The 17,395-nt window shown below is 58.3% G+C and carries 14 protein-coding genes; 3 read left to right on the forward strand and 11 right to left on the reverse strand.

All coding sequences use genetic code 11. The features are described 5' to 3' along the window. Positions 1 to 8 precede the first annotated feature (8 nt). The 8 genes from MWL89_RS13095 to MWL89_RS13130 form a co-directional block, all read right to left on the reverse strand. Complete coding sequence (locus MWL89_RS13095) at positions 9 to 782, reverse strand: ABC transporter permease (protein ID WP_244386567.1); 774 nt, start codon at positions 780 to 782, stop codon at positions 9 to 11. Continuing rightward, positions 782 to 1,699 carry an ABC transporter ATP-binding protein gene (locus MWL89_RS13100; protein ID WP_244386569.1) on the reverse strand — a complete coding sequence of 306 codons (918 nt, stop codon included), beginning with the start codon at positions 1,697 to 1,699 and terminating at the stop codon, positions 782 to 784. Before MWL89_RS13100 ends, MWL89_RS13095 begins: the two co-directional genes overlap by 1 nt. A 235-nt stretch (positions 1,700 to 1,934) precedes the next feature. After that, positions 1,935 to 2,648: a response regulator transcription factor gene (locus MWL89_RS13105; protein ID WP_244386571.1), complete on the reverse strand. Its 714-nt coding sequence runs from the start codon at positions 2,646 to 2,648 to the stop codon at positions 1,935 to 1,937. Between the two features lie 15 nt (positions 2,649 to 2,663). Further along, positions 2,664 to 3,410: an amino acid ABC transporter ATP-binding protein gene (locus MWL89_RS13110; protein WP_244386572.1), complete on the reverse strand. Its 747-nt coding sequence runs from the start codon at positions 3,408 to 3,410 to the stop codon at positions 2,664 to 2,666. Between the two features lie 13 nt (positions 3,411 to 3,423). Further along, the gene (locus MWL89_RS13115; protein WP_102379794.1) at positions 3,424 to 4,863 is read right to left on the reverse strand and encodes an amino acid ABC transporter permease; all 1,440 of its coding nucleotides are present in this window, start codon (positions 4,861 to 4,863) and stop codon (positions 3,424 to 3,426) included. A 30-nt stretch (positions 4,864 to 4,893) separates the two neighbouring features. Beyond that, positions 4,894 to 5,709, reverse strand: a complete 816-nt coding sequence (locus MWL89_RS13120) for an ABC transporter substrate-binding protein (RefSeq protein WP_244386573.1) — start codon at positions 5,707 to 5,709, stop codon at positions 4,894 to 4,896. A gap of 197 nt (positions 5,710 to 5,906) precedes the next feature. Then, positions 5,907 to 6,824: a hypothetical protein gene (locus MWL89_RS13125; protein WP_244386575.1), complete on the reverse strand. Its 918-nt coding sequence runs from the start codon at positions 6,822 to 6,824 to the stop codon at positions 5,907 to 5,909. Between the two features lie 181 nt (positions 6,825 to 7,005). Then, on the reverse strand, positions 7,006 to 8,817 hold the full coding sequence (locus MWL89_RS13130; protein ID WP_244386576.1) for an FAD-binding protein: 1,812 nt from the start codon (positions 8,815 to 8,817) through the stop codon (positions 7,006 to 7,008). An 89-nt stretch (positions 8,818 to 8,906) separates the two neighbouring features. Between MWL89_RS13130 and MWL89_RS13135 the strand changes: the two genes are divergently transcribed. The 3 genes from MWL89_RS13135 (at position 8,907) to MWL89_RS13145 (ending at position 12,821) form a co-directional block, all read left to right on the forward strand. After that, a complete protein-coding gene (locus MWL89_RS13135) occupies positions 8,907 to 9,770 on the forward strand; it encodes a LytR/AlgR family response regulator transcription factor (RefSeq protein ID WP_244386577.1) in 864 nt (287 codons plus the stop codon). Further along, positions 9,767 to 11,074: an ATP-binding protein gene (locus MWL89_RS13140; RefSeq protein ID WP_244386578.1), complete on the forward strand. Its 1,308-nt coding sequence runs from the start codon at positions 9,767 to 9,769 to the stop codon at positions 11,072 to 11,074. The genes MWL89_RS13135 and MWL89_RS13140 overlap by 4 nt, the downstream gene beginning before the upstream one ends. A gap of 139 nt (positions 11,075 to 11,213) precedes the next feature. After that, positions 11,214 to 12,821, forward strand: coding sequence for a PucR family transcriptional regulator (locus MWL89_RS13145; protein ID WP_244386580.1), 1,608 nt, complete (start codon positions 11,214 to 11,216; stop codon positions 12,819 to 12,821). 99 nt (positions 12,822 to 12,920) lie between these two features. On the opposite strand, the gene MWL89_RS13150 is transcribed toward MWL89_RS13145, so the two are convergent. The 3 genes from MWL89_RS13150 to MWL89_RS13160 all read right to left on the reverse strand — a co-directional run bounded on the left by MWL89_RS13150 (position 12,921) and on the right by MWL89_RS13160 (position 17,122). Continuing rightward, positions 12,921 to 14,225 (reverse strand): trigger factor, encoded by a 1,305-nt coding sequence (locus MWL89_RS13150; RefSeq protein WP_244386582.1) that lies wholly within the window; start codon positions 14,223 to 14,225, stop codon positions 12,921 to 12,923. 340 nt (positions 14,226 to 14,565) lie between these two features. Beyond that, the gene (locus MWL89_RS13155) at positions 14,566 to 15,807 is read right to left on the reverse strand and encodes an MFS transporter (protein ID WP_180995248.1); all 1,242 of its coding nucleotides are present in this window, start codon (positions 15,805 to 15,807) and stop codon (positions 14,566 to 14,568) included. 64 nt (positions 15,808 to 15,871) lie between these two features. Next, the gene (locus MWL89_RS13160; RefSeq protein WP_180995249.1) at positions 15,872 to 17,122 is read right to left on the reverse strand and encodes an MFS transporter; all 1,251 of its coding nucleotides are present in this window, start codon (positions 17,120 to 17,122) and stop codon (positions 15,872 to 15,874) included. Between the last annotated feature and the right edge of the window lie 273 nt (positions 17,123 to 17,395).

The following is a 17,395-nucleotide window of genomic DNA, read 5'->3' on the forward strand; positions in this document are numbered from 1 at the left end:
TTCCTTTCCTACAGCTCAACCCTGCGTGCGCGCCAAAGGCCCGCAACCGCAAACACCGCCAACCATCCGAATCCGACGACCATGCATTTCGCCCAGCCTAACAGCTGTTCCCACGGCATGGTGAAATCAAGGGGCCATACACCCACATCGTTGCCGAACAGGACCGCCGGAAACCAGCTGGCGAGCTCGGCGATCGGCTCATAGCGCAAACCGATGAGCGCAAGCACCTGCGGGATGGCGAACACGATGACCACGAACGCGACGATAGCGGTGGTCGTCTTCGAAAAGAAACCATCCAGCGCCACCGCGAGCACGACGATTGCAACAACCGAGGGCAGCGCAGCTACGACGGCCATCAAAAGCTCGACTGCAGGCTCTGCAGCGGGGCCTTCGAGCAAAAGCGCGGCGCTTCCGATATAGACGACCAGCACCACCGCCATGCATATGAGCCCCGCCGCCACGGAGATGAGGCTCTTTCCGATGAAGAGGCTCGTGCGCGAGCAGCCGTGCACGATCGCGTTCTTCATCGTGCCGTTCTTCCGATCATCGGCGTACAATATGGCGACGAGCACGCCTCCGAGAGCGAACAGCATGGTCATCATATACAAAAGGTTGCTGAGTGAAAATCGCACCGACGCATAGGGAAACGCATCCTCGACGAACGTCATCGCATACAAGATGACGTTCGCCGCCAAAACAACCGCCGAGAGTATGCCGGTTATCAGGTACAATTCTTTGCCATGGACGATGCGGTACCACTCGCTTTTCATATAGTTCAGCATTACGCGATTCCCCTTTCCTTCAAATTCAGATAGTACTGCTCGAGCGACATGCGATGCCGTTCGAGTTTGAAGATGCCCATCCCCTGCTCGCTCGCCAGAGCACTGTAGGCTTCAATGCTTTGCTGCGGATCGAAAATGCGCACCGTCTTGTCGGGAAGCACCTGATAGCGAGTCTGCCCGAAGCTCTTTTCGAACAGAGCCGTGTAGCGCTCGGCATCCGAGACGGCAATGTCGATGCAATCGGCGCATCGCGCAACAAGGCGCTCGGCGCTCACCTGTTCCAGAATGCGCCCATGGCTCATGAACGCATAGGTGGTTGCCAGCTGTTCGAGTTCGGCCAGATTGTGGCTCGAAAGCACGATGGTAATTCCCCGTTCGCGGTTAAGCCGCTGCAGAAGCGCGCGTATCTCGACGATACCGCTCGGGTCGAGCCCCGTGATCGGCTCATCGAGGATAAGGATCTCGGGCTCCCCCAGAAGCGCCATCGCGAGCCCGAGGCGCTGCTTCATTCCCATCGAAAGGTTTTTGCATGCGCGCCTCTTCGCGTGGGTGAGGCGCATGAGCTCCAAAAGCTCCGAAACCACCTGTTTGCCCGGAACGCCTTTCTGTATTCGGTAGTACTCGAGGTTCTTCTCGACGCTCAGGTTCGGATAGAACCCCGGCTGCTCGATGATGGCCCCCACCCGCGAACGCTGCCGTTCGAGATCGGCCTGCGCGTGTTCGCCGAAGAGGCGCATCTCGCCCCCGCTCGGAAACGCAAGCCCGCATAGCAGCTTGAAGAGCGTCGTTTTTCCGGCTCCGTTATCGCCGACGAGTCCGAATATCTCACCACGGCGCACCGAAACGCCCACCCCGTCCAGGGCGGCGAAATCACCGTACCGCTTCGTCAAGCCCCTTGTTTCTATCACCGTATCCATAGGTATCGGTTCTTCCTTTCTCCCACGATCTCGATTGCATGAGAGAACTGTACCGTTCGGGCCTTTAATAAGTCCTCAACGAAATCTAAGGAAATCGTAAAGATGCCGCAGCACCCATGCCGCAACCAATCCGCGACCGTTGGATACCCGCAGATCAAGATCGACTTTTGCGCCGACCGAAGTCCGAATCGCCACCGTCCGCGCGCATCCGCAAGCACCGCGGCGCAGATCCCGCCTACGAGAGCTTGAACCCGATGCCCCATACCGTCTTGATGTATTCCTCGTCGGGACGAATCGCCGCAAGCTTCTTGCGGATATTGCTCACATGGACGTTGATGGCGTTATCCTCCCCGTAATAACCGCTCTTCCATACGAGCTCGTAGAGGCGCTCTCGGGAAAACACTTTGTCGGGAGATTGGATCAGCACGGAAAGGATATCGAACTCCGATACCGTCAACGTGATTTCGGCGTCGTCGAGCATCACCCTGCGAGCCGTTTCGTCCAGCGTTAAGCCCTTGAAAACGTACGTCTTCCCCCCACCGTCCGTCTCCCGCGCAGATGCGTCTCCGCTGCGCCGCAGTACGGCCCGCACGCGCACGGCAACCTCTTCGGGCTCGAACGGCTTCACGATGTAATCGTCGGCGCCGAGAGAAAGCATGTCGACCTTATCGGCAAGACCCGCTTTTGCCGATACGACGATGACGGGCGTGCTCGATAGCAGCTCGCCGCGCAACCGGGCTACGAACGACATCCCGTCCATACCGGGCAGCATCATGTCGAGCAGTATGAGATCGAAAGCATCGCTTTCGATGCGGAGCAGCCCCTCGGTGCCCGAGTACGCCTGGACCGCCTCGTAGCCCTCGTTTCGCATGATCTTCGCAAGCAGGGCATTGATATCCTGGTCATCCTCGACGACGAGGATCTTTTGTGCTGTCGCGCAATCGCCCATCGTAGCCGCCGTGTTCTACGAGATATGCCCGAGGAAGTCCTTCGTGCGGTCGGACTGCGGATTGTCGAACACCGCCTCAGGCGTTCCCTCCTCCACGATCACGCCGCCGTCCATGAAGATGACGCGATCGGCCACGTCGCGCGCGAACCCCATCTCGTGCGTCACCACCATCATGGTCATGCCGCCTTTGGCAAGCTCCTTCATAACGCCGAGCACGTCGCGCACGAGCTCCGGATCGAGCGCGCTCGTAGCCTCGTCGAACAGCATCACGTGCGGATCCATGGCAAGCGCGCGGGCGATGGCCACGCGCTGCTGCTGGCCGCCCGAGAGCTCGGAGGGCTTGTAATCGATGCGGTCGCCGAGACCCACCCGGGTCAACTGGTCGACGGCCACGCGCTCGGCCTCTTCCCTGGAACGCTTGAGCACCTTCTGCTGGGCGAGCATCACGTTCTTCTTCGCCGTCAGGTGCGGGAACAAGTTGAAGTTCTGAAACACCATGCCCACTTTCGCACGCACGGCGTTGATGTCGGTTTTCTTGGCCGTGATCTCGGTATCCTCGAAGAAGATGCGCCCTCCCGTAGGCTTTTCCAGAAGGTTCACGCACCGCAGCATCGTCGACTTGCCCGAACCCGAAGGACCGAGGATGACCACAACCTCGCCGCGGCGCACGGCGAGGTCGATACCGCGCAGCACCTCGTTATCGTCGAAGCTCTTATGGAGGTCCTCGATGCGGACCACGATCTCGTTGTTCGATTCGCTCATCTACCGCTCACCCCTAGTGACTGATGTGGTTGCCATTGCGCTGCGCGGTCTTTTTGATCTGCGCTGCCGCATCGGCCTCGGTCGGACCGGCAAACGTTTCGGACATGCGGATAGAGCGCGCCACCGCGGCGTCGGAGCCGGGTTCGAAAGCCGCCTCCGCCGTACCCGCCGAGCCGCCATCGGATTTCTTGTGCTTGCGATGGCCGTGTGCCATGCGCGCCTCCATCGAGTTGATGAACTTCGTCATGGGGATGGTCACGATAAGGTAGAAGCCCGCAGCCACGATATAGGGCGTCACGTTGCCCGTTGCGGCCGTAATGGTTTTCGCGTACATCATGAGCTCCATGACGCCGACCGCAGCCAGAAGCGAGGTGTCCTTGTACATGAGGATGAACTCGCTTGTCATGGTCGGGATAACGCGGCGAACCGTCTGAGGGATGATCACGAAGAACATGGTCTGCATGCCGCTCATGCCAAGCGAGCGCGCCGCCTCGGATTGGCCCTTGTTGATCGACTGTATGCCCGCACGGAATATCTCGGCCAGATACGCGCTCGAGTTCATGATGAGCACGATGGCACCCATCATGAACGGGTCCATCTGCACGCCCATGAGCGGCAGGCCGAAAAACGCAATGTAGAGCTGCAGGAACAGGGGCGTTCCGCGAACGATGTTGATGTAGGTTGCGCCGAGGGCCCGCGGCAGGCGATGCTTCGCCATGCGCAAAAACGACCATATGAGGCCGAGCGGAATGGCAAGAGGGAAGCTGATGATGACGAGTCCCAAAGACATGAGCCAGCCGGAGAACAGCGCCGGCACCGAAGTGACGATGAGCGTGGGATCGAAGAACAGGTGGAGGAACTTGTTCGAGTTCCACGCCTTGACCCATTCCTGTTCGCCGAGCCACGACGAGGCCTGCTCCGTTGGAGACGTGCTCGAAACCGTAATGACCTGGTCGGTCGCTGGCATCTCGTGCTGCTGCCCGTCGGCGGTGGTGTAGCTTCCCGCAACGCCGAACGTGCCGCCGTTTGCGGGCAAGAGCGTTCGGTTGCACTCGACCATGATGAGCGAGCCCGCCGGAGCCGGCTCGGAGAGCGCCACTGTGACCGAAGATCCGTCGACGGTCGCTTCGGCCTCGGCCTCGAGACGATCGAGCCCCGCGAGCACCGTCGTTTTAACGTTCTCGGCCTCGACGGTCGATCCCTCGGGTAGCTCGATGACCACGCCGGCCACCGACTCGTCTTCGGCGGATTGGCCCTGCCACGTTACCCGCGTTGCCGTTGCGCCCAAAACGGTCGTGCTATCGCCGTCTTTGTTCGGCTTGGCGGTCCAGCGCTCCACATCGAGGGCATGCGCTTGGACCGGCAAGGCGAACGAAAGGGCAAGCGCCGCGGCGAACAGAATCGCCACGGCGCTAAGAGTGTGTTTCCGCAAGAACTGAATAGCGGTCCGCATCGTCACCCTATCTGTAGATTGCTCGGTAGGTTATTGCAGCCACTTGGCGGCAATTTCGTCGTACTTCCCGCTATCGCGCACTGCTTTGATAGCCTCGTTGAGCGCCTTGGTGAGTTCGGGGTTGTCCTTGCTCACCGCAATGCCGTACTGCTCGCCCGTCGGGATCTCGGCGATGACCTCGCAGTCGGTGTAGGCGGTCTTCACGTAGTAGTTGGTCACCGGCAAATCGACGGCGATGGCATCGATCTGGCCCGACTGCAGCGCTGCGTATACCGCGGTCATCTCGTCGAAGCCGACCATCTCGACGTCCTTGATGTTCTCGGCAGCCCACTCGTAGCCGGTCGTGCCCGTCTGGGCGCCGACCTTCTTGCCCTCGAGCTGGTTCACTTCGGTGATGCCGGACTCCTTGAGCACGGTGATGCCCTGGTTCACGTCGCAGATCGGATCGGTGAAATCAACCTGCTCGAGGCGCTCGTCGTTAATGGTGATGCCCGACACGCCCACATCGGCCTTACCGCCGGTTTGGATGAGCGGCACGATGGTGTCGAACTTCGTTGACGGCAAGTACTCGCACTCGACGCCCATTTCCTCGGCCAGAGCCTGCATGAGCTCCACCTCGAAGCCCTCGGGCTTGTCGCCGTTGAGGTTCTCGAACGGCGGGAAGTCGAGCGAAGCGGCAACGGTCAGCTTGCCGTCGTTGATGAGCGCGTAGCCCGACTCAGTGGCGGGAGCGCTTCCGCCTTCGTCCTTCTTGGCACCGTCGTCGCCCGACGAGCAGCCGAACAGCGCAAGCGCTGCAACGAGCGCGCCGACGACGGCGAGCAGGCTCCATTTCTTCAATTTCATAGGTATCCCTCCCTCTTTGCATGGTCCACATGCGAAAATTACTACGGACAACCGCTTTACCATAATAAAGCGTATCTGCTGCATTATCCAATATTTCTTTGGATCATGGCCGTGTTTTCGCTAAGCGGGATGCTCTTTCCGTGTGAGCGATACCAATAGCGGCCGCGTGAGCAATCGCGATCGGCCGCACGGGCGAACTAGCAAACCGCCGTGGGGCGCGTGATCTCGGCAACGCACACGTCGGGGACGTCAGCGTAAGGAAGGTAGGTGTCGAGGTCCGTCGTATTGGTTGCCCGAACTCCCGCGAAGCTGGTTCGGGCTCCAAGGCCGAACCCGAGCACGTCGCTACCGCCCGCCTCCAATTCGCGATATCGGCACCGGGCACCCGGTTGGGCGAACAGCAGGGGAAGGTACTGATCGAAGCCGCGTGCCGTGAGGTAGGCCGTGGCGAAGCCGAGCAGCTGCGCGCGCTCTTCGTCAGAGGAGGAAGCGCATGCGGGGCTTTGCGGGCTCACGGACTGCAGCGTGATGTGCGCGGCTCCGTAGGCGATCGCCTTGTCGATGCTTCGCCGAAGCGAGGCGGTGGTCTGCCCCGCTATGCCCACGGCAAGGCTGAACTCGAGCGAAAGCATCGCGCGGGCAGCGGTTCCTAGAACCATCGACGTCGTATCCATGGCAGACGGATCGAGAAATCTCCCAAGCGTCGCCCACTCCGACGGGCTTGCGGTTTCGTACTCCACCGCGAGCCTCGTCACACGCCCCCTTCTGCAAGCATTGAGCGTCTCGACGCTCACCATGCCGGGATGCACCGTACACGTGATTTCCGCATCAGCGGCCATATCGAACATGCGGGGAAGCGACCGGAGAAGATTGCCGAGCTCTTCGTCGAACATGTGCCCCGCGATGCCACCGCCCACCCAAACGGCCGCGACGGTGCAATCGTCGAATCCGCCCGCCGCCGATTCGATCTCGCGGCCGAGCGCCTCAATGTAGGCACGTCGCACCCGCGGATCGCCCGCCTCGAGCGTCGCCTGCATGCAGTACGGGCACACGCAAGGACAAAACGGAGCGCTGAGGAACAAGGCTATCGGCTGCTTTGCATCGGGGTTGTACATGGGTTTTCCAATCGTCTGTCTTTCTGCAGCGAGCGCGCAACGCCGTCGCGCGCTCGGAGGTCGGCGCGGCATCGCCCTTCGACTAAACGAGCGACCCGCAGCTTATTCGAGCGAATCCGGGCCGCAGTGCATCGCATGCTGCGGCCCGGCGCTCGGATGGCGGCATAAACGGTACCGGTCTTTACGCCTGTTCGGCCAGATGCTCACCCAAAAGGGCGCCGAACACGGTGGCAAACCCGATGCTGATGCCGTTCATGGGCGCGGTGTATTGCAGGGGGAAGCGACCGCCGGAAGCGTTCCCCGTGGCATAGAGGCCCTCGATGGGCTCGAAGTTCTGATCGAGGCACCTGCCGTCGCCGTCGATGAACAGGCCCGAAAGCGTTACGAGCACGATGTTGGCGTTGCGCTGCAGCTTCTCGGCGAAGTACGGGGGTTCGCTGATGCGGAACATCATATCGGCAGGTTTCGCATAATCATCGTCTTTGCCCGCGGCCGCGTAGGCATCGTAGGTCTGCACCGCTTCGACGAAATTGTCGGCGGCTTCGCCCTCGAAGCCCAGATATCCCGCCAGCTCTTCAAGCGTATCCGCTGCAAACAGGCTCTCGTTCACGCCCGTCGCACCGGCATCGACGGCGGATTGCAGCGTAGCAGCGAGCTCGTCCATCTTGGCATCGCTGATATCGCTCAGGTTGAAGTGCCCGAGCGCTTGGTTCTGGGCGAACTCGCGCCAATGCCCGTTATCCCATACCTGGATGATGCTGCTGTCGATGGGTTGACGAGCCGATTGCACGCCCGCCACGAACGGTACGCCGAACGCCTCGTTGCAGTAGCGCTTGCCGTATTTGTTGATCCACAGCCCCGATGCGGCGCCGAACGTGCCCATCGGCAGAGCCGAGGTGCATCCGCCCATCGCAGCGCGCGGGCCGAGTTCCATCACGCCACCGGCCCACATGCCCATCCTGATGCCGTAACCGTCGCGGCCCGAGCCTACAAGCTGCGTGTAGGGGTTCGATTCCTGCACCTCGGTGCAGAGCGCGCTGTACATCTCGGAATTGGCGCTGAAGTCGCCGGTCGCCAGCACAACGCCCTTGGCGCCGACAAGTTTGACGTAGGTTTCGTCCGCATCGTTTTGCACGATAACGCCGCTCACCGCATCGCCGTCTTTGACAAGAACTTTGGCGGTATAGCCGAACAGCGCCTGCGAATCGGGGCTCGCCTCGATGCCTTTGTCGACCGAAGCGGTGCAGAAGGCGCCCGACGTCTCGAACGCGCCGGACCCGAGGTTGATGACCGCCGGGTACGTCCAGAAATAGCCCTTCTTGTAGCTGTAGTCCCCGCTCGTGTTGAGCGAATTCACGCCCGTGACAGCCGAAAGATCGGGTTGCAGCTCCATCATCCAATCCACCATTTCGCCGTTGCGATGGGCGAACTGCCTGATGAGATCGGGATGAGCACGACCCGCCGACTGCAGCTGATAGCTGTCGATGAAATCGACCGGGTCGAACGTATCTTTCGGAATGCCGAGCACCTCTTCTTGCCACGTCGAGTTGAAATGCCCGAGCTGCCCGCCGTACGTCTCGAACGTCTCCTTTGCCTGCGTGTCGACGACGATGCAGGTCAGACCTTTCTCGCATGCCATGCGAAAGCACTGCGATCCCGCATACCCTGCGCCGACGATCACGATATCCGCCTCTTGGGTTTCGGTTACCTGATCGTCTGCTATCGTCGGAGCTTCGCCCAACCAGTCACGGCGCATCGAGTAGTACACGGTATTGCCGTTGACGTCGGTTCCCACGTTCGACGTAGACGAGGCCCCGCTTCCCGCCTCCTCGCCCGCACTATCGGCGGCACCGTCTTCGGCCGCCGCAGTCGAGCTCGCAGGGCTGCAGCCCGCAAGTCCCGCTCCCGCCGCTGCCGACCCGGCCAACGCCAGGCCCATCAGAAACGAACGGCGCGACAATCCAGCGCCTTGTCCAGACTCGAAGTTCTCCATGCGTACATCCCTTCTCTTGGGTGCGGCCGGCATCGTATGCACCGCGCACACGTTCCGCTCATGCGTCCGGCCCCCTTGCGGGGCACATCATGGCAAGCCCGTTGGCCGCCCTCAAGAAACCATGGACGTTTGGCCGCGAGACGGGAACGATTGGGCACAAAGCGTTTTCGCCGAATTGCTATACTGGCATCAGGCGAAAACGGCTCGTCGCGCTGCGCGGCCGCACGGGAAGAGACGGTATGGATTCGATTCGCGTCTGCATAGTGGAGGACGACGACTGTGACGCACGTCTTCTGCGCGAAGCGCTCGACCGCTTTACGGCGGAGCAGGGCACCGCATTCGACATTGCGGTCTTTCACGACGGCGCGGATATTGTCGAGCGCTACCCCGCCGACACCGACATCGTCTTTCTCGATATCGAAATGGGAGGGCTCGACGGCCTGTCTACGGCACGCACCATACGCGCGCACGACGGGGACGTCCTCATATTCTTCGTAACGAACATGATCCAGTTCGCACTCGAGGGATATACGGTCAACGCGTCTGCCTACATCGTCAAGCCGCTGCGCTATCCGCTTTTCCGCACCCATATGCAGCGCGCGATACAAACGCTCGAACAACGGCGGGAGCGGTTCGTCACCCTGCGCAGCGGCCGCGAGCACGTGTTTGTGAACAGCAATAAGATCATGTACGTAGAAACATCGCAGAAACGCTCGCTTGTCCATACCGATACGAACAGCATCTTCTGCAACGAGGCGCTCCAGGCGATCGAAAAGAAACTCGATCCCGCCCAGTTCTTCCGCGTACACGCATCGTTTCTCGTAAATCTCGCCTACGTCGACACCGTCATGCCGAAAGACGTGGTCGTCCGCGGCACGGCCATTCCCATCAGCAAGCACCGCAAGCATTTCTTCATGAAGGTGCTTGCCGATTACAAAGGACGGTTCCTATGATAAGCGGGTACTTTCTCGACACGACGGGCATCATCTGGCAGGTTCCCTGCCTGCTCGAGTGCCTCGTGTTCTTCGTGCTCGTACGGCCCCTGCAAAGCCGCCGCCCGCTCGGCTGGCCCGCCGCATGGGCGGCCATCGCGCTTGTTGCCTACCAAATGCTGGTCACGTACCTGCACCAGCAGTTCTCCATCGACTTCTTTCTCTGCCTCGCCGGGTACTTCTCCTACCTCGGTTGGGAGAAAAGCTCGAGCAAGCAGCAGGACCTCTACGTCAGCTGCGTGTTCATCCTGTGCGTAGAGGCGGGAAAGATCGTCGCCCTCGACCTGTTCATGCAGCCGTTCGTCGATCTTTTCTCGCAGTGGTCGCCCCTTGCGCTCACGCTCTTGAACTTCGGCCTGACCTTCGGCGTGCTGGCAGCCATCTCGCTTCTCGTGAGCCGCTGGCTGTTCGACAACGGCGCCGAGAACCTCACGTGGACCCAGTGCCTCTCGATCCTTCTGCCCATCCTCCCCTTCATGCTGCTGCGATCGCGCAGCTACGCCTACGAGAACGCCGATACGCCCCTGTACCAGGACATGGTGCTCACCTTGCTTCTGCTGCTCGGGTCGATCATCGTCATCATCGTGGTAAACGCCGCGAACCTTTCTTCGGTCGTGAAGAAAGCCGAGCTTCTGCAGATGGAGGCGCTCTTGCGCGAGCAGCATCAGCACTATGCGATGAAGAAGAACGCCGTCGATGCGGTGCGGCGCCAATACCACGACCTGAAGCACTACCTGGGAACCCTCGAATCAAGCCATGATATCGGCCAGGTGCAGGCGTTCGTGGAGGGCATGAGCCAGAGCATCTCGCCGTACGAGGCGTTCGTCGAGACGGGCAACGAAGCGGTCGACATCATCCTTGCCGATAAGGCCGCCCTCTGCCAGAGCGAGCGGATCAGGCTCGTCCCCTACGTCGACGCCAGCCGTCTCGGCTTCATGACGAGCTTCGAACTGTGCGCGCTGTTCGGCAACGCCCTCGACAACGCCATCGAAGCTACGGCCCCGCTTGGGGAAGAAGCGCTGCGCGAGATTGCCCTCAAGGTATCCTACGATCGCAACCTCATGGTCATGCGGGTAAACAACAACTTCGTCGGCGAGCTTTCGAAGAGGGGGCAGCGTCTGGCAACCACGAAAAGCCAGCGAGAAGGCCACGGTTTCGGATTGGACAGCATCGAGGAAATAGCCCAGAAACACGGAGGAGCCATGAGCTTCGAGGCGAAGGACGGCGTGTTCGTGCTCAACGTCGTAATCCCCGTGCCCGCGTAGTTTGCGCTATGGTGTACGCAAGACCATAACGGCAGAAGCGCCCACCCACATGGTATGATAAGCAGGCATACCGCAAAACACATCACTAAGCAACATCAGAGGCGCTTTTGGGTGCGCGGCCATTGGATCGGGGGACGCTGTGGCTAACGGCACATACATTACCACCATCTCGTACAACATGGTTATCGACATGCTGCAACCGAATGAGATTATCTCCGAACCGGCACATCCCCCCAAGGGATTCAAATGGGTGTCGTCGGTCCATTGGGAAAAGGGCATTGTCCCCGAAAAGGACATGCTGTTCGTATGCAAAGGCAAAGCCGCCGAACAGGCATCGAAGCTTCACCCCTCGTCCTGCCTGATCGTAATCGCCGAAGAGGATGCTTCCGAGGCGACGCCCGACATCCCCAATCAGGCAATCGTCATACGGGGCACTTCCCGTTCGGCTAACCTATTGCAAAGACTGCAGAACTATTTTCTCTCAATCCAAGCTTGGCAAAACGAACTCGATCGGATCCCGCTTTCCTCTGACGGGTACGAACAGGTACTCCACAAAAGCGGAAAGGTTCTCGGAGTGCCGCTGCTGCTCTATAACGCCGATCTCGTGCCGCTGGCTCGATCGTGGTTCAATGCGAATCTTCCCCTATGCAAGATGTTCGCCGAACGTGAGAAGGAAATCCTCAACAGCGTACTCATGCTGAGAAGGCCTTTGATCTCGTTCAAGGGCACGGCAAGCAATGTTTTTGTTGCGAATGAGCTCATTCGCAACAAAAACAAAGACCTTTACCACGTTCTCGCCCTGTACGAAAAAGAGCCAACGCCGGGCCAACGCGACCTATTCGCCATGCTTGCAAAAAAGATTGCAGAAAAATCGGATCGGCAAACGGGCAGCTACTCCCCTGCCCGGTTCTCGGCATATTCGCTTTTCGATGAATTGATACAGGGGCGATACGTTGCCAAGGGTCTGCTGAACGATTACGCGTACAACATCGGTTTCCCCCTTGATGCCGAATTCAGGCTCCTTCGTTTCGTTTCAGAGAACCCCGAAGCCGATGACGGTTTGCCGAGCCTGCTTAACGAAGCAAAACACATGAACGATGGGAAATGCCTTCCCGTAGTCTACAACGATGACTTGCTTGTGTTGCTCTACTCGAAGGGTCTCGACAACATTCTTTCGAACTCGATTATTGAAGAAGAATTGCTTCGTTGCTGTGGCCCCATCAAAGGATACGTGGCAATGTCGCAAGTATTCGATGACATTTCCAACCTTTTGTTTGCATACCAGCAGACTAACCTCGTCATCAAATACAAAGAGTTCGTCAACCTCGAACAGCGTTTTACGACAGCGGACAAGGAGCTGCAGGCTCCGTGCTATACATTCGAAGAAGTACTCAAGTTCGCTATCCTCGACTCCAGCGACATGAATCAAGAACTCAAAGATTTCTCGTTCTCCCATACGATATTAGAGAAGATCATTGCAGAGGACATCGCAACCGGCGGTGACGATGCTCGCATTCTCGCATCGTACATTCATCACGAACGCAAAGCGACCGCCGTTGCAGAGAAGCTCCACATGCATAGAAATACCGTCTTGTATCGAATCGATAAAATCGAAAAGCGCTTCGGATTGAACTTCGACGAAAGCTGGTCGCGCGATAGGGTGCTCTTTGATTTCTCGATCCTGTATTGCAAGCTCATGCGAAACCCTGAACTGTACCGAGAGATTCTCGGACAAGATACCCCGTAGGAAGCATCTGCGGAGCAAGCCCTCAAGATCGCGGAATGAAAAACGACGGTCCGAATCGCAAGGCACAGCGACTCGGACCGTTTAGTGCCCTCAAAGCGTTCAGGCGCTTTGGGCCAGCTGGATGACCGCGTTATCTAAAAGATGCGTACGCGCCTTGGCCCGCAATGCCATTTCGCGCAACTGATACACACGGCCGTTCATTTCAAGCATCCTACGCGTCTCAAGCTCGCTTCCTGGAGCTATGGTCCTCAGTGCACAAAATATGTCATCCTCGCCAATTTCCAAGTTCTCATGGCGGGCCAGGGCATCCAACGCAAGACCCTGACGCAGAACTTCTTCAGCCCTCATGCGCATACGTGCCATGAATTGAGCACCCGTGACCCCCTGCATTGCATAGAATTCCTCTTCAGCAATACCCTGCTTAGCAAGAGCCGCGGAGATATTCTGCATCAGTCCCGCGCGGGCGTAATCGTAGTATACTTCCGGCAGATCGAGATCCCTTAACCGCTGCGCTAGAGCAGACGCAGCGGCTTCCTCTTTCGCCCTATCGTAGTCGACGCGCGCCTTTTCGGCCAAACTCTCCCTGACCAAAGTGCGAAAGCCCTCGACATCATGCGCACCCGGTATGGAGCTCTTCACCCAATCGTCGGTAACGTCAGGCGTGTCTTTTTTTACAATATCGATCAGATGGAGCACGCAGTCCATCGTCTCTTCGACTTCAAGGCCGAGGAAATTCTTGCTTTTTACGACAAACGAGAACTCTTTGATATCGCCAGGCTTCATGCCGGGAAGCCGTTCCTCTATCTGCGGGGGCAGCAAGCCATCGCCTATGCGATAAACCGTCTCCGCCATCGTGAGGGCCCGCACTTGCATCCCGCATTTTTTCGTATCAAGCGAAATGACGTTTCTGGTGCCGGCATCGGCTTCGCTCGCTTGCTCGTCTTTGACGAGGCGGGCTTTTTCTTCAACAATGGCCTGCATGTTCCGGGCGACCAAATCGTCCGATACAGCGAAATCGGGCAGAGCGAGAGCTACGGGCTCGTACGACGATAACTCAAGTTCCGGCTTGAGATACACCGTTGCTTCAAAGGTGAACTCCGGACCTTCAGGATATCCCGCCATGGATTCAACGACCGGCTCGAGAGCCGCCGGCAGGTCCTCCCTGCCTACGATCTCGTCAACGCATTGATTCGCCAGGCAAAGCGCAACCTGATGGTCTAAATCGTCGCCTAGTTTCTTCCGCAATGCGTCTTGGGGCTGGTTTGTAATGTAGTCAACACCCATTTGCATGGCGAGAAAGACGAGTATCTCTTGCGAAAGCTCGCCGTACTCGTCTCGAGAAAGGGCCACGCTGAACCGCTTCTGCAGTTTGCTTTCGTTTTCCCCGCACTCTTTATAGTCCATGACGTCTCCTATCTATCGGTTGGCACCGAAATGCCATCGGCCCTATCGACCGAAATCATCACCCCAAGGACATGGCTCCGAAAGCCCCGACTCCGCCTCTTCAACTGCCCGAACGCAGGGAATTCCGCACAGCCTCCTGGTGTACTCGCACTTGGTGCTCTCAGGCTCTGGAAGCGTGCGCCCGCATCGGGGGCATACGTTTTCGCCCAAAATGTCAGAGTCATCCGAGGGCATCGCAAGCACGTTGCAGTAGGGGCATCGCCGCATTCCTCGGCGCGGGGGGCGACAGCGGCCACATTGTGGATTGCACACATAACACGGCATGCCCACACCTCGTTTTCTACTCTGTCCGATCGTGCGCTGGGGTTGCACCGGTCTCCTTGTGAGCAAAACCCACTAATCCGATCAAGATGCAAAGCACGATCACGCCGATGAAAATGCTGGTGTAATTGCTACCCGCAAGCGGCGTTACGATATAGGAAGGGACTATAAACGCACCGAGGTTCTGACACGTTGATTGCAGGCCTCCGGCAGCGCCCATATGCTCTGGCTTGATATCCGGCAAGAGCCCCGGCATGGTTTTCCCGATGGGGATAACGCCTCCCATAAGAACCCCCTGGCACAGGAAGCAAACGAACGTGATTATCGGGTTGCCGCAGAACCACGCTATGGCCACCAGCAAGGCCATCGCGAATGCCGCGGGGATAAACACGGGTTTTACCTTGTTGATTCTCGCAGCTATAGCCGGAATCAAGACGCCGCCAATCGACACGCATACGTTCGTCGCCGACGTGAGCGTAGCGGCCAAGACGGGATCCCAGGCCAACCCGCCTGCCGCAGCAGGGGACGTCAACGCCGCCACCTGAAACCCGTTTTCGGTCAACGAAAGGCCCATGATCAAAAACATGAGTATGCACGTTATCCAAAGTCCCTTGCTTCGGCAGACAACGCCAATGTGTTCGAAGACTGGTTCATTAACGCCACCTTCGCCATCAGGGTGCGTCTTGCAGAAAACAGCCCAGACGACAACGCATATCCCAAGTAGAACGGCCAGCACGATAAAGGCGGCATGAATATCGACGAACTGACCGCATGCAATGGCAGTTGCGGAGCCGACCGTCGCACCGGCAACGTAGATCCCCATGCCAACCGACATGAACCGGCCAGGAAACCACAATCTCAGCAGCTTTGCCGAATTGGCGTTCAGCGCAGCAAGTGCAACGCCCATAACGAAGCTGGATAAAAACAAGGTCCAGAAATCAACGGCGAACACACGCCAAACCGCTCCTATGGTGGCAACAACAAGGCCCAGTATCATAACCTTGCGGATACCGATCCGATCGGCAAGCGTCCCCGACGGAATGCCGAGAATGGCTCCCGTCAGAAACGAAACGCTCATGCAGAGCGAAAAACCCTGGGGATCGAGCTCGAACGCAGACATCACGTTCAACGCTGCTCCACCGAGAATCAAAAGCGCCCCGTTCAGACAGCAATGAACAACGAACATGCAGGCAATGATAACCCATCGATAGTTGTAGAGCTTTATACCCTCTTTAGAGACCGTGTACTTCATTTCCGTCATTTCAAACCCCCTAAGCAATGAAACGCGGGACATAAGATAGATACGATCAGATCAGCGAAAAAGGCTACCGAACAGCCCCCTCGGAGCCTCCTTGTTTCCATATCTTCCCCTTACGGCCAACCTCGGGGATGACGAACAGAGACACGGCGAACAAAACATAACCGACGACGATAACGGTGAAGAGCACGCTCATATCGTTTGCAAACAGAGGTGCAAGCACGAACGAAGGCAGAACGAACGAAGCGAGGTTCATGACCGTTGAGATCAGGCCGCCGCCAGCACCTGCATACTTAGCCCCCACACCGGGCATAAGGGCGGGCATCGCCATAACGATCGGAGCTCCGCCGCCCGCACCAAATCCGACTATAAAATACAGCACGTACGTCCATGTGCCAAACGGGAGAGCAAAGATGGCAATCGCCGTGCAAACAGCGGCGAGCACAGCTCCAACGGCGACGATGCGGAATCGCCCGACCTTCGTAGCGAACCACGGCCAAAACAAAGAACCGCAGATAACGGCAACGTTCACGATCGTTCCCACGAAACCAGCGCCCAGGAGATCGGCTCCCGTGATAGTCGTCAAGGCCTGCGTAAGATAGCTGTTCTGCGTTGTCCCGAACGCAATGAAGATAGCGGCTGCAAGGGCTGCAAGCCATATGAGCTTCTTGCTGGCAACCACTTTGAGATACTCGATTGTCGGCTCCGCCGCTGGCTTAGGCTCGCCTTTCGGACGATCTCTCAGAACGGCAACGTAGATCACTACCACGACAACGCCGAGAATCGCGGAAAAGGTAAAGGCCGACCGCAATCCGTCGAAAAGAGCTCCGATACCCAAAGCAATTGCCGCGCCCAGCGTACAACTGCCGATATAGAGCCCCATGAGCATAGCTACTTTCTCAGGACGGAACCACGAAGCGAATATTTTAGAAGCGTTCGCATTGAGGCCCGCAAGACCGAAGCCCATCAAAAAACTCGACCAAAACATCGGCATGAATCCGCCGTCGCACAAGAAAACTCTTGCGATTACGCCGATAAGGCCCAAGATAGCGCCAACGTCGGTAGCTATCGCAAGGCTTTTCTTGTCCGCCCATACGCCGAACACAAGGCCGAACAGACCCGTTGTAAGAAACGGAACGGTCATAACCATGGAAAACTCCATGGGCGTATACAGGTACGCACCGGCAGGGTCAAAGAAGAATTGCGAGAGGCCGCCAGGCTGAATGATAGCGATATTCCAAAAACAATGGGCAAGGCACGCCGCAGCAAGGATCAACCACGCATACGGCGTCTTTGCTATTTTTTTCGACTCGTCCATAAACGACTCCTTCATCGTGCGAACAATGACCGGCAGGGGATGCCGCACAGAGCGCCCCCTGCCGAATACCAGATGCTATTGCCCCGACTCGCGCATCTTTTTAAAGCACGGAGCACAGACGATCATGCAGTTCTCGGCCGTCAGAGGCCCATCGGGATCCCGAGCAACAGCCTCCCAGCCACCGATATTCGGGCCTCCCTGCATGGGGAGAATGCACCGCTGCCCGCAGGCGCCCTCATGCCCGTGAGATACGTCTTCGCATTCGCAGCAGCC

Source organism: Raoultibacter timonensis (genome assembly GCF_022845715.1).
Lineage (GTDB): Bacteria > Actinomycetota > Coriobacteriia > Coriobacteriales > Eggerthellaceae > Raoultibacter > Raoultibacter timonensis.